The 16,509-nt window shown below is 44.3% G+C and carries 17 protein-coding genes; 10 read left to right on the top strand and 7 right to left on the bottom strand.

Annotated features, from left to right (window positions below):
• Window positions 1-69 precede the first annotated feature (69 nt).
• The 4 genes from AC06MN_RS04385 to prmC all read left to right on the top strand — a co-directional run bounded on the left by AC06MN_RS04385 (window position 70) and on the right by prmC (window position 5,513).
• Window positions 70-963, top strand: coding sequence for a GLPGLI family protein (locus tag AC06MN_RS04385; RefSeq protein WP_475671141.1), 894 nt, complete (start codon window positions 70-72; stop codon window positions 961-963).
• Window positions 893-1,822, top strand: coding sequence for a GLPGLI family protein (locus AC06MN_RS04380; RefSeq protein ID WP_475671140.1), 930 nt, complete (start codon window positions 893-895; stop codon window positions 1,820-1,822). Before AC06MN_RS04385 ends, AC06MN_RS04380 begins: the two co-directional genes overlap by 71 nt.
• 9 nt (window positions 1,823-1,831) lie before the next feature.
• Entirely contained in the window at window positions 1,832-4,462 is a 2,631-nt protein-coding gene (locus AC06MN_RS04375) for a TonB-dependent receptor (protein ID WP_475671139.1), read from the top strand.
• A gap of 193 nt (window positions 4,463-4,655) precedes the next feature.
• A complete protein-coding gene (gene prmC / locus AC06MN_RS04370) occupies window positions 4,656-5,513 on the top strand; it encodes a peptide chain release factor N(5)-glutamine methyltransferase (protein WP_475671138.1) in 858 nt (285 codons plus the stop codon).
• Between the two features lie 157 nt (window positions 5,514-5,670).
• On the opposite strand, the gene tsf is transcribed toward prmC, so the two are convergent.
• From tsf to AC06MN_RS04340, 6 genes are all read right to left on the bottom strand, one after another.
• Window positions 5,671-6,669 (bottom strand): translation elongation factor Ts, encoded by a 999-nt coding sequence (gene tsf, locus AC06MN_RS04365; RefSeq protein WP_475671137.1) that lies wholly within the window; start codon window positions 6,667-6,669, stop codon window positions 5,671-5,673.
• A gap of 114 nt (window positions 6,670-6,783) precedes the next feature.
• On the bottom strand, window positions 6,784-7,605 hold the full coding sequence (gene rpsB / locus AC06MN_RS04360) for a 30S ribosomal protein S2 (protein ID WP_475671136.1): 822 nt from the start codon (window positions 7,603-7,605) through the stop codon (window positions 6,784-6,786).
• A gap of 110 nt (window positions 7,606-7,715) precedes the next feature.
• The gene (gene rpsI / locus AC06MN_RS04355; RefSeq protein WP_475671135.1) at window positions 7,716-8,102 is read right to left on the bottom strand and encodes a 30S ribosomal protein S9; all 387 of its coding nucleotides are present in this window, start codon (window positions 8,100-8,102) and stop codon (window positions 7,716-7,718) included.
• 2 nt (window positions 8,103-8,104) lie between these two features.
• Window positions 8,105-8,563: a 50S ribosomal protein L13 gene (gene rplM, locus AC06MN_RS04350; protein WP_475671134.1), complete on the bottom strand. Its 459-nt coding sequence runs from the start codon at window positions 8,561-8,563 to the stop codon at window positions 8,105-8,107.
• 264 nt (window positions 8,564-8,827) lie between these two features.
• Entirely contained in the window at window positions 8,828-9,829 is a 1,002-nt protein-coding gene (locus AC06MN_RS04345) for a PGN_0703 family putative restriction endonuclease (protein WP_475671133.1), read from the bottom strand.
• Between the two features lie 311 nt (window positions 9,830-10,140).
• Complete coding sequence (locus AC06MN_RS04340) at window positions 10,141-11,421, bottom strand: linear amide C-N hydrolase (protein ID WP_475671132.1); 1,281 nt, start codon at window positions 11,419-11,421, stop codon at window positions 10,141-10,143.
• 284 nt (window positions 11,422-11,705) lie between these two features.
• On the opposite strand from AC06MN_RS04340, the gene gldA reads away from it, so the two are divergent.
• Window positions 11,706-12,614, top strand: coding sequence for a gliding motility-associated ABC transporter ATP-binding subunit GldA (gldA, locus tag AC06MN_RS04335; protein ID WP_475671131.1), 909 nt, complete (start codon window positions 11,706-11,708; stop codon window positions 12,612-12,614).
• A gap of 132 nt (window positions 12,615-12,746) precedes the next feature.
• Here gldA and AC06MN_RS04330 read toward each other — a convergent pair whose 3' ends face one another.
• Window positions 12,747-14,099, bottom strand: a complete 1,353-nt coding sequence (locus AC06MN_RS04330) for a M64 family metallopeptidase (RefSeq protein ID WP_475671130.1) — start codon at window positions 14,097-14,099, stop codon at window positions 12,747-12,749.
• Window positions 14,100-14,147: 48 nt separating this feature from the next.
• On the opposite strand from AC06MN_RS04330, the gene AC06MN_RS04325 reads away from it, so the two are divergent.
• From AC06MN_RS04325 to AC06MN_RS04305, 5 genes are all read left to right on the top strand, one after another.
• Entirely contained in the window at window positions 14,148-14,714 is a 567-nt protein-coding gene (locus tag AC06MN_RS04325; protein ID WP_475671129.1) for an ATP-binding protein, read from the top strand.
• Between the two features lie 278 nt (window positions 14,715-14,992).
• Window positions 14,993-15,199, top strand: coding sequence for an XRE family transcriptional regulator (locus AC06MN_RS04320; RefSeq protein WP_475671128.1), 207 nt, complete (start codon window positions 14,993-14,995; stop codon window positions 15,197-15,199).
• A 165-nt stretch (window positions 15,200-15,364) separates the two neighbouring features.
• Complete coding sequence (locus tag AC06MN_RS04315) at window positions 15,365-15,652, top strand: hypothetical protein (RefSeq protein ID WP_475671127.1); 288 nt, start codon at window positions 15,365-15,367, stop codon at window positions 15,650-15,652.
• A 21-nt stretch (window positions 15,653-15,673) separates the two neighbouring features.
• Window positions 15,674-15,856 carry a hypothetical protein gene (locus AC06MN_RS04310; RefSeq protein ID WP_475671126.1) on the top strand — a complete coding sequence of 61 codons (183 nt, stop codon included), beginning with the start codon at window positions 15,674-15,676 and terminating at the stop codon, window positions 15,854-15,856.
• A 35-nt stretch (window positions 15,857-15,891) separates the two neighbouring features.
• Window positions 15,892-16,302, top strand: coding sequence for a hypothetical protein (locus AC06MN_RS04305; protein WP_475671125.1), 411 nt, complete (start codon window positions 15,892-15,894; stop codon window positions 16,300-16,302).
• Window positions 16,303-16,509: the final 207 nt, after the last annotated feature.

The raw sequence follows: 16,509 nt of genomic DNA, 5'->3' as shown, positions 1-16,509 counted from the left end.
ACGGTCCCGTGTCCCGAAGTCAAAAGATATTGCAGTTTAATTTTGAACACTTACTTAAAACAAATCACCATGAATAAAAAACTGTATTTCCTTTTGCTGCTGACGCTCGCCATTCCGCGTTTGGCGCTTGCGCAGAATCCCATCAACATTGATGAGTACAAGGTCATCGACCAAAGCCGCTTCATCATCACCTACGAAGCGATGATGACCGACGACTCACTGAAACCTACCAAACACAACTACGACCGCCTCATCCTGATGGTGGGCGACTCCATTTCAAGATGCTACAGCAACACTATGCACCGTTATGATTCCGCCTTTACGGTAAGGAAGCGAAAGGGCCATGACGGTTATAAAAACATGAGCCATTTCGTTGCGGATTCTGGTGGCGTTTGGGTGCCCGATGTGTACAAGTATTACGGCTCAAAGCGGATGACGATCATGCACCGGATAGATGAGGCTCGGGTGCCGATTTACCTGTACGATGAGCCTTTGGACTTGATGGACTGGAAGATGTCGTTTGGAACAAAGGAAATCCTTGGCTATCCGTGCTTCAAGGCCGAATGCGACTTTCGTGGACGGCATTGGACAGCTTGGTTCACGATGCAGATTCCCGTGAAAGACGGTCCGTGGAAATTCTGTGGCTTGCCCGGACTGATTCTCGAAATGGAAGAATCGCGCGGGCATTATGCCTTCCGTTGCATCGGTATTGAAAATCAGCAAAAACCGATGATTTGGTATGATGGGCCTCGTTTTGAAGATTATCAGCGTTGCACCCGTGCTGATGTCATGAAGCAAGAGGAGGATTTTCATGCCGATTTTATTGGCTATATTCGGATGGCGAATCCTGGTATCAAGATACATATCGCCAAAACGGACGCTTCTGGCAAATATGTTGGTTCGGAGGAAGCTCCCGAAGGCTATAAAAAAGCGTTGCCTTATAACCCTGTGGAATTGGAGTAAATATGAAAAGAAACTGCTTGTTGTGGTTTCGCTTTGGGCGGTGCTTCCTTTGTCGGCGCAAAGATTTATGCGGACGGACGATTTCACGCTTTTGGATGAGGGCATTTGTTCGGTTTCCTACGAAGTGAGTTATGTGCTCGATTCAACGAAGCCCGCTGAAAAAGAAAAGGATGTGTTTCGTCTCGACATTGGGGAAAGATGGTCGAAATCGTATAGTTATGCTTTGTTCCGCTACGATTCCATTTGCACGAAACGGACATTAAAAGGGCAAGATGTTTTGGGTGGTGCGGATACTTGGTTTTTTATGGAAGTCTATAAAGACCGCTGGAAGCACGAAATGGCGGTGACGCATCGGACTTACGATATTGGACCGGTTTTCAAATATCGAGAGCCGTCAGATGTCCTTATGGATTGGACTTTTTCTGATGAGGTTTGCACGATTTTGGGTTATCGTTGCCGAAAAGCGATGTGTAGATTCCGAGGTCGCACTTGGACGGCTTGGTATGCTCCGGAAATTACTATCTCTGATGGCCCGTGGAAATTCGCGGGGTTGCCAGGGTTGGTTTTAAAAGTGCAAGACGAACGCGGGCATTATTCTTTTTCTTGCATCGCCATCAGAAATGAGGTCAAACCGATTGCGATGTGGAATTACGATTACAAGGAGGCGACAAGGGAAGAGACTTGGAAGTTTGACCAAGAATGTTGCCGTGATTTGTACGACTATGCGTTACGCCTTGATCCTAATGCCCAACTGCTGGCAGATGTAGTGGATGCGTCGGGGCGAATGGTGGAGGTTGAGATTACTCGAGGTGGAGCCTATAAAATGCCTTGGCCTTATAACCCGTTGGAACTTAATTGACTTGTTAAGATGAAACAAATTGCGCTATTAATATTTGTGTTTTTCTTTGCCGTTCCAGCCTTCGCCCAAACGACCATTTCCGGCGAGGTACACAACGAGAAGAAACAGCCCGTTTATAATGCCTCGGTGATGCTCTTGCGTGTGACGGACAGCCTGCCGATGGCCTATACCTTTACAGATGAAAAAGGCCATTATCAGTTGGTTACACAAAGCGAGGAAGCAAAACTACTGTTAGCGGTTTATGGATTCAACCTGAAGCGACAGTTCAAGGAGGTGGAAAACAAGACACAGACGGTCGATTTCACCGTGGTGGAAGAAGCGTTGCAACTGAAGGAAGTGAGCGTGAAGTCCGAGAAGATTTGGGGCGGCAACGACACGGTAAACTATGTGGTGGATGCCTTCCGCGACACCACCGACATTGTCATCGCCGACGTGCTGAAAAAGATGCCAGGCATCGAGGTGAAGGACGACGGCAAGGTGGAATATAAAGGCAAACCTATTTCCAAGTTTTACATCGAGAATATGGATATGCTGCAAGGGCGCTACAACCTTGCCACCACCAGCATCGCCGCCTCCGACGTGGCTTCGGTGCAGGTGATGGAGAACCATCAAGAGGTAAGGGCACTGCAAAACATCCAGTTTTCGGACAATGTGGCACTTAACATCAAGTTGAAGGAAAACGCCAAAGGCACTTTTGCCTTGATGGCCGACCTTGGCGCGGGCTGGGCGGACAGCCTACAATACGAAGGCGGCCTCACGGGAATGTATTTCGCAAAACGCAACCAGTTTCTTGGCACCTTAAAGGCCAACAATTCAGGCATTAATCTCGTTGACAAGGAGAATGTAACGGTCACGTCGTTGGCCTCAATGGTTAAACCAAGTGCCCCAGGCATTTCAGGTGTGCGGCATACACTGAATCGTTCGCAAGGGGTCACCTACAACAGCCTGCACAAACTGAAAAACGAGGCGGATCTCTCGTTCAACCTCCTTGTTGGCGGCGACCGCAACCGCAAATCAAGCGAATCGCGCACGCTCTATCTCCTTCCTGACGATACGCTCAGTCTTGTTGAGCGGATGCAGTCGTTGGAAACGGCCAAAATGCTCGAAGGCAGTGTCAATTACAACCTCAACAAGGACTTGGACTATCTGAAAATCAGCCTCATCGTTTCGGGACACCGCAACTGGGGCGAGGGCTTGGTGGACAACGGCGAGCTGATTCGGCAGGAGGAAAATTACCAATCACTATGCGCCGAGGCCAACATCCACTGGATTCGCAAGAGCCGTCGCGACCCTGAAAGCGGTGTGGAATTCAACTCCAACACGAGTTATGGCACCTTGCCCTACGGATTGCAGGTCGCGCCAGGCTGTTTCCTCGAGGTCCTCAACGATGGCGAAGATTATGCAACAACCTTACAAAACATAGGTTATCAATCCTTTAAGAGCGAGAATTTCCTTCGATTTCTCACCAGCGTGGTCTGGAAACGATTACGCATCATGCCTTATTTCAATTTCAGCATGGAGGAGCAAGCGCTTAATTCGAGCCTCACTGGGCAAAATGCAGATGGTTTGACTATTCAGTTTGCAGAAAACCAATTCAGCAATGACATCCGTTGGCACAAATACCAGCCTGCTGCAGGTGCCTATTTCACTTACGACCGTCGGCGCGTGAATGTGACGCTAATGGTGCCTGTGCAGTTGCGTTACCTGCAATTGGATGACCGCATCGGAACCGCATCCGACAAGCAATTCAAGGTTTTGTCACAACCTTCGCTTTCGTTCCGTTATGACTTCAGCCACAATTGGAAAGTGAGCACCAAAATCGCCACCTACAACAACACCCCGAGTTTGCGAACGCTTTATTCGGGCTATATCATGCAGAACTACAGAACCTTGTCGCACTATGACTGCCCTTTGGCCGACACCTATGGTGCCAACGGTTCCCTAACACTGTCGTTCAAAAACATCATGAAATATGTTTTCGGTGACTTCTCGGTGAACTACAACCGCTACCGCAATGAGGTGATGTACGCGCAATCTTTTGAGGGCAACACCATGGTCATCAATGCCGTGGAGCAGCCGAGTTGGGGTGATTACCTGTCCGTTTCGCTGTATGCGGGCAAGGGTTTCAGTTGGAAGCGGCTGAACATCAACGCGAAATGCTCCTACGGACTGGGGCGTTCGCCGCATTTGGTACAAAACCAAGTGGCCACCTATTATAACCAAGGCTGGAACGCCAACTTGACCGCCAGCATTGCTTTTACGGACTATATCTTTTTCAATAACAAAGGTAGTTTTAGCCGAATGACTTCCTCATTAGATAGTTTCAACGCTGGCAGTCAACCGATTGTGAGCCTCATCGACAATGCCAATTTGAGCGTGCTGTTGCCTTTCGGCTTGTCCCTCACGCCCTCAGTGGAATTCTATCACACCCGTTCCGAAGGGCGAACCGACAATTTCGTGCTCTTGGATTGCAGTCTGGGCTACACCTTCCGCAAGGTGAAGTTTAGCCTTGATGTGAATAACATCCTCAACACTGATAGTTTCATTTATTCCTATTATTCAGGGATTTATGGATATTATTCGGCGTATTCGATTCGTCCAAGAACTTTCTTGTTGACGCTGAGATTTAAGGTAATATAAAGAATTTTGTTAGGGATCTGCGATAGTGTTGAATTAAAAAGATTAGAGGAAACTTTGTTACTTATATGACTAGCGTTAAAACGCTGTGAACTATCGCGAATTAAAAACCCCGATGGCGTTAAGCTGTCGGGGTTTTGTTGTTTTCCGCAAGATTACGCATTGCGGAAACTGCGGAAAACTCTATTTTTGCGGCATGATTGGCTTTAATCTCACATTTGTAAGGCGTTTTTTCCGGTCGCAACTCGTCCGAAAGTTCAGCGAGAGGGAGGCGGAACAACTGCTGCGCATTCTGTTTGAGGATTTGTTTGGTCTCGACAGAATGAAAATCCTGATGACGCCGACCTTGAGCATCGATGAATTTCAGTATCATCAGATGGAGAAGGCCGTTGCCGATTTGCTGAACGACAAGCCGATACAATATGTGACGGGCGTGGCTGAGTTCTGCGATTTGAAATTCAAGGTCGATGAGTCGGTGCTGATTCCGCGCCCCGAAACGGAAGAGATGGTGCGGAAAATCGTGGCGCAGGACATTCATCCGAAACGCATTTGGGACATCGGCACGGGTTCGGGCTGCATTGCCGTAAGTCTGGCCAAATGTTTTTCCGATGCCGAAGTCTTTGCTTTCGATGTCTCTGAAAAGGCGCTTCAGGTTGCCGAAAGCAATGCCGTATTAAATAAGGTGAAGGTGAATTTCATACACGATGATGTGCTGAATCCTCATTCCGAAATCTTTTCACAGCCTGTCGATTTGGTGGTGAGCAATCCGCCCTACGTCTGCGAAAAGGAACACAAGACGATGGAAAACAACGTGTTGGATTGGGAACCCGAATACGCTCTTTTTGTCCCCGATAATGACCCATTGCTTTTCTATCGGCAGATTTTGCATTTGGCTTCGACCGAATTGAACGAAAACGGACAGGTTTGGTTTGAAATCAATGAGGCTTTTGGCACTGAAATGCTCGATTTGTGCCGAGAAAGTGGCTTCGGAAAAGCGGAAATCCTGAATGATTTTGCTGAGAAACCGAGGTTTTGCAGGGTGAATAAACGGTGAATTGAAAATCTCTTATTATTTCACATGCCTAAAGTATTATTTTTCAGTGCATTTCGACATGTTCAATAAACGAAACAATTCAACTCCAAAACAACATAAAACCAAAAAGAGGCACTCGTTTGAGTGCCTCTTTTCATTATTAGCGTAAATCCGGAAATTATTCGCCGAGCTTAATGCGGACGAAGGTGTTCACGGTAGCTTCCTTATCGCCATCCTGAATGAATTGAGCAACAGTCTTAGGATCAGCAACAAGAGAAACCTGATTCAGCAAGCAGTTTTCCTTGAAGAACTTGTTCAGACGGCCATTAGCGATGTTGGCAATCATCTGTTCTGGCAGGTTAGCAGCCTTTTCTTCTGCGGTCTTAGCCTTGATTTCGCGAACCTTGTCAGCGTCTTCCTGTGTGAACCAACCCTTAGCCATGTTGGATTCGATGTGAGCTTCGCTGTCGAACCATGCTGGGTTGAAGCCGGCCTTCTTCAGAGCAACTTCAACAGCCTTGTCAATTTGTTCCTGCTTGGTCTTTTCGATAGCAACGCTAAGTTCGCGGTCTTTCACTTCCTGTGGGATAGCAGCTTCGCTGACAGCCATTGGGTTCATAGCTGCAACGTGCAGAGCGACTTCGTGAGCGACTTCGTCAACAGTAGCAAAAGTCTTGTTCATTTCAAGGATAACAGCCAGACGGTTGCCTGGGTGGTTATAGTTGGTCACATATTCGCCTTCAAGGACTTTGAAAGCACCAAGTTCGGTCTTTTCACCAGTCACAGCACCTTCGTTGGTGATGGCAGCTTCAACGGTCATGCCGTTGTATTCAGCAGCCTTCAGGGCATCGATGTCCTTGATGCGGTTTTCGACAGCCATATTCAGCATATCCTGAGTGAACTTAACGAAGTCGGCGTTGTTAGCGACGAAGTCGGTTTCACAGTTCAGCATGATAATGGCAGCATACTTATGGTCTTCGGTACACTTTGAAAGGACGCAGCCTTCAGAAGCAGTGCGGTCAGCACGCTTGGCAGCCTTGGCCATACCCTTCTTGCGGAGGATGTCGATAGCCTGTTCGATGTTACCTTCGGTTTCAACAAGAGCCTTCTTGCAATCCATCATGCCGGCGCCTGTCATTTGTCTCAGTTCGTTAACTTGAGCAGCGGTAATATTCATTGTAATTCTTTCTTTTTAAGGTTATTAAAAAAGCAACTGGCTGTTTGCCGTTTTTAGCTATCGGCGGAAGGCTAACGGCTAAAAGCGAAAAGCAAACGGCCAGCAGCACACTAATTATTTCTTAGCTATAGGTTTACGAGGACGTCTGTTGCCACGTGGTCTTCTTTCGTCCTTGTTTTCTTCTTCCTGAGCTTCTTCCTTTTCTTCTTCGAGGTCTTCTTCCGGTTCGTCAACGAGATCCTTGTTGTTCTTACGTTCGTTGATGCCTTCTTCGATAGCTTCTACCATCTTGCCGAGGATGAGGGCGATTGACTTTGAAGCGTCGTCGTTAGCAGGAATTGGGAAATCGATGAGGTTAGGATTGGTGTTGGTATCGACGATAGCGAAGGTAGGGATGTTGAGCTTACGGGCTTCAGCAACAGCGATGTGTTCCTTCATAATGTCGACTACGAACAGCGCTGAAGGCAGACGGCTAAGGTCGGCGATTGAACCGAGGTTCTTGTCGAGCTTTTCGCGTTCGCGTTCGATCTGGAGCTTTTCACGCTTTGAGAGGCTCTTGTAAGCGTCGCTTGCCATCATTTTGTCGATGCTGGCCATCTTCTTCACAGCCTTACGGATGGTGGCGAAGTTGGTGAGCATACCGCCAGGCCAACGTTCGGTGACGTATGGCATGTTGACTCTCTTAGCATAGTCGGCGACGACTTCCTTAGCTTGCTTTTTGGTAGCAACGAAAAGGACTCTCTTGCCTGATTTGGCCAGTTGGCAAAGAGCAGCAGCTGCTTCGTCCATCTTAGCCTGGGTCTTATAAAGGTCGATGATGTGGATGCCATTACGCTCCATGAAAATATAAGGAGCCATGTTCGGATTCCATTTTCTCTTGAGATGTCCGAAATGACAACCGGCATCTAATAATTCTTCAAATGTTACTTGTGTCATGAGTTTTCTTTTAAATGTTTACATTCACTAAATACAATTGCCAAGTAGTTCTCTGCAAGAAAAATCTCAGCAATTTGGATACTAAACAAAATCGCTTGGCTTTTGAGAGCTTAACGTTTGCTGAATTGGAACTTCTTACGGGCACCTGGCTGACCTGGCTTCTTACGTTCGACCATACGTGGGTCGCGGCGCATGAGGCCATTCTTCTTCAGGGTAGGACGATACTCGGCGTCGATTTCGCAAAGGGCGCGGCTGATAGCCAGACGAAGGGCTTCAGCTTGACCATTGATGCCACCACCATCGAGGTTGACCTTGATGTCATACTTACCGAGGTTGTCGGTCAGCATCAGAGGTTGTTCAACCACAAAGTGGAGGATGCTTGTTGGAAAGTACTCCTTGTAGTCGCGCTTGTTCACCGTAATGTTACCATTGCCAGCCTTCATATAGATGCGGGCAACGGCGGTCTTTCTTCTACCTAAAGCGTTGATAACTTCCATGATTATTTCTTAATTGTGTTAATTTTGAGTTCGATAGGTTGTTGAGCCTGCTGCTTGTGTTCTGGTCCTTCGTAAACGTAGAGGTTCTTGAAGATGGCGTTGCCGAGCTTTGTCTTTGGAAGCATACCCTTGACGGCATGTTCGATGACAGCGATAGGCTTTCTCTTCAACTGTTCCTTGACGGTACGGACGCGCTGGCCACCCGGGTAACCAGTGTAGCGGACATAGTACTTTTCATCCATCTTGTTGCCAGTCAGGATGATCTTCTCTGCATTGATAATGATGACATTATCACCACAATCGCTGTGGGGAGTATAGCATGCCTTCTTTTTGCCACGCAGAATCATGGCAACCTCAGTAGCCAGACGGCCGAGGATTTGACCTTCAGCGTCGATGACATACCATTTCTTGTTGGCATTTTCCTTGTTGACGCTTACTGTTTTGTAACTTAAGTAATTCATTTTCTTGTTTATATGTTTATCCAATTCAATAAAACACTACTCTATTTTGAGCGTGCAAAATTACACCTTTCTTCGATAACTGCAAACTTTTTTGTGCATTAATTCATTTTCGCCCATAAATCAATGCGTTAGCAGTACATGAAGAAGATAATGGACTGTTCTAACGAGGCCGCAAAAGTACAACTTTTTCTCTTACTGACAGCATTTTATGAAAATATTCTGTCTTTTTGACGGAAATGTGCATCATTTCTTTGAGACTGCTTCTCAACTATCAAAGCACTGAAGAGCAGTAAGCAAGTACCTAGAACGTAAATACCCTATCCAATCTTCTTTATTATCCAAAGATAAATCTTTTTCCATTAGGTCGAATAAATGTTCATAGGTGAGCGGAATACAAGTTTCAAATCCTTCATCTGAAAGAAGACCATTGTTGCCATCCGTTCCTTTGTATTTTGGCAAAGCATCAATTGAGAAATGAACATTAAGACTTGGAAACAATGTAATGCTATAAAAATGCTTAATGCAACCTTTAATTATCATTGAGGCTCCCAAGATATGATTCCGCCAAATCTGGCGAAACTTATTTGAAATCAAAACATCTTGAATCTGTTCAATATCTTTAAACCATCCAATTTCAGAAGAAACACGGAAATATTTGCTATCTTTATCATGGACATGTCTATATTCAGAAGAACCAATTTTTAAAGGATAAGCGGATTCAGTATATTTCACTTCAATGCCAATACCCGAAGGGTCGCCATCAGAGTTAGTGTACGAAATAAAGACATCAAATGCCGTATGGTCATCCAAATACTCAGAAATCGGCTCCGGATGGTATTCTATCTTTATTTCATTTATTTTCTGAATTTCTCCCTTTCCAATCAAATCATTAAACAATCGTTTACAACCTTCAAGGTCGTCCTGCATAGGAAAGAAAACATTGAAAGGAACATGCTCGCTTCTCAATAAGTTAGTAAGCATCTGCCCACTTGGAGTTGAAGAGGTTACCTCAACAGGTCGCTTGAGATAATCCAAGATTTCATCCCTATAACCTTCATAAAAAACCAATCCTTTTTTTGCATCCTTTGTAGTCAGTACATTTTCCCATCTATCATAACCAACCTCCAACACATTCTCTCGCCACCAAATTTGCAATTCTCTCGCTGCTTGCTTGAAACGGCCATAGGTGATTTTTCCTGCTGGACAAGTTCTTATATCAAGATTTGTCATTTGGTTTTGATTGTCGTTTAGCGTGTATTTTTTCATTATTACTATGCTAAATTCTAATATTCAGATAATTATATGCAAAAAGACCCGCAAAGCGCATACGCCCGATAAGGTTTAAAGCCGGGGCGAAAATAGGAGTTATTATGAAACCTTGCAGCACACAGCGCCATTTTTGCGGATTTCTCCGTTTCAACTAACGGGTACAAAATCACAGACTAACAACTAACGTGATGCAATATCAATATCAGGGGAAAAAACACCCTAATTTTTGTCCATTAGCGCATATCGTCTCTGAAAAAACCTAATATTTGTCCTTTACACCAGTTTTCGCATTAATTCATTGCACAACTTTACTTCAAATCCTCCTTGAGGTCAATCGAATAGACGCTCGACAAGTCATTGTGCATGTTGAACAGCACCGTTTGTTTTACAGGATTATACACGCATGACCAGTCTGTGACTTTATCTATTTCATCGGCGGCAAAGCAACCATATTGCAAGCAACGTAAAGCATCCTCTTCGTCCATTACCAATGAATAATGCGACATCAAATTAGTAACACGTGTCTTGCCCGAGAAATAATACTGCCAGTAGTCTCCTCCGTATGTTGTGGACGCTTCAGGATTACAATAATAGTTCTCTATACAATTATATTCGTACGGTACTTGAATAAAGGAATTATGCATCGATTGGAGACGGTCTTCTGGCGTGAGGGCAAGCAGCGTGTCCTGGCCCTGGCTGCCTTTCCAGTATTCTAATGTGAGAAACTTACCACTTGCATCAGCAACGTAGAAATGGGCATTAAGCCTCTGTGACGTGGCCGTGTAGTCAAGGGATTGGAGGTAACTGACAGCATCTTCCACAGTGGCGCAGTTGGTAAGCAGGCGATTGATGATAAACAGAGTCGTGATTTGTTTTTTACCTGTGTATTGATCAGGACCAAAAGGTCTCGGCGTCATGTTTTCAATCGGGTCAACAATAGTATCGTCACCATTATTCTGAAAGTCAGGCAGTTGGAAAATAGCTGCACAGAACCCCTTTTCATTCATACCATCCAAAGCTAATGTCGGCAGGGTGAGAGAATTTTCGAGGTTAGCATAATCCACTTCATGCCATGGGCACATCATCACGTTCTTATACTCACCCGGCTTGACATCCTTATTGAAGATAACGACCATCGGATCCGTATCGTCGTCAAAATTACGGCAGAAAAGCAAGTCGCCAGCTGTATTATGGCATACGAATCCGGAACATGCGTTCCGTTTGGGCCTTGCGATAGTAGGCGGTGTATTCAATACCAGATCATGTTCGCGTCTGTTCTCTTCATCCATATCATAACGAGCTATACGGTTATCACTATCGTTCAGCAACTTATTCCAATCTACATCTGCCGCATAGTTCATATAATACAATGGCAGCGGATCTACATACCTGAATGATTCCAAGGTCTCTTTTGCCTTTTCGGGTTTGCAGTTTGCCAAGTTGTACTTGGCTTCTGTTACCACCTTGCCTGCTGTACGAAGATTAATGACATTCAATTTGTTGGAAGCATCGTCAACTGGTTCATCTTTCTTGCAGCCTGACAATGTGATGGCTGCAATTGTCATTACTACTAAAAATAATTTTTTCATTTTTCTTTTTGTTGGTTGTTGTGTATAAACAATTTACGATCAAGAATTTATCTTTATGGGACTTCTATTTTTAGCATTTTTGCACCATCCCTCTGAACTTCGTGAAGTCCATCAGCCAAATTTCAAAATGAATGGCGTGACAAAAATAGTAATATTTCGAATTTCATACTGAAAATTTTTGCAAAAAAAATGTTTTTTCATTACAGCAAGCAAAACCAGTTTTTTTCAGATATAGAGGGTTTGTTTCCGGCAAAACCCTTACCTTTGCACCAAAATTTCCGCAAATGGCTATCGAAATCAATCACATCACCAAGCAATACGGCGAACAGCTCGCCCTCAACGATGTCACGCTGAATGTCGACAAAGGCATCGTGGCACTTCTCGGCCCGAACGGAGCCGGCAAATCCACTTTGATGAAAATCATAACCTGCTTCATTCCGCCTACCTCGGGAACCGTGAGCGTCAACGGTTTCGACGTGATGGACAATCCCATGGAAGTGAAACGCATTGTGGGTTACCTGCCGGAGCACAACCCGCTTTATTTAGATATGTACGTGCGCGAATACCTTCAGTTTGTGGCTGGCGTGCATCATCTGACGGGCAAGGAGGCCGAGAAACGCATCGAAGAAATGATTGAACAGACCGGTCTCGGCTTGGAAGCCCACAAGAAAATCGGCGCACTCTCGAAGGGCTACCGCCAGCGCGTGGGTCTAGCCCAAGCCATGATGCACGACCCGCAGGTGCTCATCCTCGACGAACCCACTTCGGGCCTCGACCCGAACCAGTTGGTCGACATCCGCAACCTCATCACCGATTTGGGCAAGGAAAAGACGGTGTTGCTTTCCACCCACATCATGCAGGAAGTGGAAGCCATCTGCTCACGTGCCATTATTATTAATAAAGGTGTGGTGGTCGCCGATGACAAGATTGAGAACCTGAAACAGGCCAACACGTCAAACAACGTCATCATCGTTGAGTTTGAGACCGAAGTCACGGAGCAGCAGTTGCGTCACATCCCGATGGTGAGCAAGGTGCAACACGCCAAAGGCAACCATTGGATCATTGAGCCTCAAGACGATGCCGACATCCGTGCCAACCTGATGAAATGGTCGGTTGAAAACAACCTCATCATCAAGACTTTGCAGAAGGAAGACATCAGCATTGAAGAAGCTTTCCAGAAACTGACGAAATAGTCTCTGATAACTTAAAGAAGTCTCCCGCTAGTCTCCCGATAGTCTCCCGCTGATCTCGCTGATTCACGCAGACAGGACAGAGTTTCTCTCTGCGCAAGTCTGCGTCCTCTGCGGGAGAAAATAATCGCATCTCTACTTCACATAAAAATCAATCATCTCGTTGATGGCTTTCTGACAGATTGGGCAGAAGCCGGGGGCAGTATTGGTCTGCATTCGACAATCATAATAGCCACGGTAACAGCCTTTTGAAGTGTAACCCGCACCTTCAAAAACGCCCACATGTCCCATATATGAGCGGTCATTCGGCGTTGGAATCGGCAAGTCCTTTTCAACCATATCTTCCCATTTCTTCGAGAAATCGGCCAAAGTGGAAATGTTGGGTTCCCAAGGCTCGACATTGGATGGATAATAGTCTTCCAAGACCTCGTCATCATAGAAATATTCGTCGCCCAAACCTGCAAAACTATGGCCGAACTCGTGAATGAAAACCTCATTGGAATATGCATCATCGGAAGTACCCATAGCGTAGGAATAATAGATGCCGCCACCGCCATATTTGGTCTCATTGGCAATGATGAAAATGCAATCAAAAGGCGCACCCGAAAAAACCGACGCAATCTTGCGATGGTCCTGGATGGTGAGATAACGGTCTTGATAGAAGGTGTCGAAACTTGAATTGAGGATGGTTTTGCGCCATTGTCCCCAGTTCGGGATGTCTGTTCCCGCCTCTTCGGAGATGCTCTCCACCAACCACACATTGAAATCGTTTTTGCGCGATTTGTAAGGTTCCATCGTGAACAGGTAATTCATAAAGCGCTCAGCATCAGTGTGAAGTTTATCCATTTTGTCAGCAGTATAACCTTCGCCGCAGAAAACCAAATCAACTTTATGGGCATAATCGCCATTCACCATAAGCGGCACCACCTTGAAATCGTTTTCAGCACCTGGAATGATATGACGGTCGGTCGGGTCGATATCGCACTCAAAAAAAGGTTCTAACATTCCCGTCTTTTTAATCCTCTGATAGAGAACGACATGTATAGTCTGCTTCGGGAAAGGCATCCAAATCGTCTGATTGACTGCCATCGCCACGTTTTTGGCTTGCTCCGTGGCGCGCCATTCTTCAAACAAGGTGCAGAAACCTTTGGAATAAATCAGTTTTCCATCGGCGAATGCCTCAAAATAATACTGGCCGTAGCCAAAAGGGTCAATCAAGCCATTAGGCGAACCGGCCCATTGCGATTCCTTGTGCAGTTCCGACAAGAAAGCATATTGTGAGTTTCTGTCGCCTGCCAAGACAAAATCGAGGCGCAAACGTTCGGAAGTGAAATAGGTATCGTAGTCGACAGTACCCGTGAAAGTACTTGACACAGAACCGTTTCCAACAACTTTTACAGATTCAGCAGATTGCTTTTCATTTTGAGCGAAAGCCGATGACATGGCCAACGCACAGAGACTGACTAATAACAAAAATGATTTCTTCATGACAGTTTCGTTTTATGAATATTGGTGCAAAAATATGAAGTTGTTTCTTTGGAAAAAGAAATAAATGATAATTTTGCGGCATTATTGGAGTTTTATTGCATGACGACGCTAAAGGAAACGCAAAATATCGAATATTGGACGGCAGCCGACTTGATGAACAAACATAGCTCGCGGAGACTTAATCCAAATATTGCAAACGGATTCTTCAGGTCAGGACTGATTGAGGCCTGGGGACGCGGCATTGAAAAAATGTGCGCAGCCTGCAAGTCGTACAATGCGCCTGAACCACAATATCTTGTCCATTCGAACGACATAATGATTCTGTTCAAGGCAAGCGGAAAGTATTTGGAATTAGCAAATAACAAGGTAACAGAAAACTACCCAGAAAATGGTCTGAAAGTAACAGAAAAGGTAACAGAAAAAGTAACAGAAAAGCAATTTGCAATTATTGAATTATTGAGGGTTTCTCCGAACATAACACAAGCACAAATTGCAAGTCAAATTGGAATATCACGCCATCATGTTGCAATAAACATTTCCAAATTAAAAAACATGAATCTGATCCGTCGCATTGGTTCCGACAGAGGCGGTCGTTGGGAAGTAATAGAGAAATAACATAATAAGAAATTGTAAATCAAAAAGATAAAATACAGGAATAAAGTAATATAACATAATGATAATATTGAGCTTTGCGCTCTTATTCTCACTTAGTAAAATCTGGTAAATTTTCGACACGGGAATAAGCAAGCGAAAAGTTCGCGTTTTCAGGCGTGGACTATTTCGTGCTTATTAGTGTCAACGGTTTACCAGAGCCTTCTAAGTTAGTAAGCATACAATGAAAAGTTCACGCTTTTTTATTGTCAGTGCAAAGCCAATCAAACAAGGTGTTGGTAATGGAAGGCAATTACAATCTTCATATCGGCAAGATGATTCACGACAAATTGCGCGAGCAAGGACGGACAGCGGTCTGGCTTGCCGCACAAATTCCATGCACCACCAACAACCTTCACAAAATCTTTCAGAAAAGTTCCATCGACATAGCCTTGCTGTGGCGCATTTCCGTGATTTTGGATTACAATTTCTTTGAGAACATTCGGTAACTATCCATTTTGGAGGGTAAAAGCAATCCATTTTGGATAGGGTATAAATGGTGTTTCAAAATTTAAATATTATACTTTTGTGAGCAAATTAAACCCCATATAAATGGGATAACCTATAGGATTCATAAAGGCTCTGCGAATTCTATTAGGTGAAAAATGCAGAGCTTGAAACTAATAAATAAAAAAGATATGCTTAATGTAATTTTAGCATCAAAAAGCGCAGTTGCGTATGGAATTTTTAGGCTATTTAAATTCGCCTCTGAGAATCCAGAAGAAGCAGGAAGTTTTTTAGGTTGGCTCATTTGTGCTGCAATAGAAACAGCAATTATTTCTTTAGTCGTTGCAGTCATAGCCTCAAAGGTATTTGATCAAGATTTTGGAGATTGGTTCGGAGGCTCATGCATAGTAGTTGGAATAATAGAAATAATTTTGGGCATTATTTCATTGTTTTAATAATTTAAAAAAAACATCATCATGTCAAACAATAACAACGGCAATACGGGTCTAAAAATCATCTCTTTCTTATTCCCAATAATCGGGTGGGTTTTGTATTTCGTCAAAAAAGACGAGAACATAGAAGAAGCAAAAGCGTATTCTAAATGTGCTTGGCTTGGTTTTGGCATAAGTTTCTTTATCGGATTTTTCTCTGCTTTTTAGAAACAATCTCACATATTAATCGAGCTACACGAACTATGAAAAAGCGTCATGTCTTATTACTTATTTTTGCATTCATAGCCATATCAAATATATATGCTCAAAACGCATCTGCAAAAATCAATTCAGTGTGGGTAACACATAATGTTTCAAAAATGCAAAATGTTTGGAATGGATGGACATGGGTTACAATACCTGTAAATGGGATGGAAATTCATACTAATTTCGACATTAACGAGTGCAGGGCGCAAAAAATTCGGGTTTGTATGTTTGTATACGAACCAGATGGAAGACCAACAGAAAGCTATAATTCCCAATATCGAAGTCCTGATGGACAACTTACCATTCAAGAAGAAACTGTTCCTAATTATGCAAATACAAACTATAGCGATTTTAAATTGTTTATGCCATATTCTGAATTCAATGCATTTGGACAAAAAAGTTATTAATTCTGCGTAACCATAATGAAAGAAGGAATAAATCTTGCCATGTCTGACTGGGTATACTTCACGGTATCTAAGTACATGACAAAATTTGAAAGATGTCGAATTTAGGTATATGATTAGGGTTCATTATGCACTCGGCGATGTAGTCCAGGCCGTACTTGAAGAATGACACGGCCTTTCTCCCGTTCTTGAGTATTCTGATTTTCTTGA

It is taken from the genome of Candidatus Limimorpha sp. (assembly GCF_056203535.1).
The sequence above is the reverse complement of the archived record's forward strand: the minus strand, read 5'-3'. Positions and strand labels throughout refer to the sequence as shown.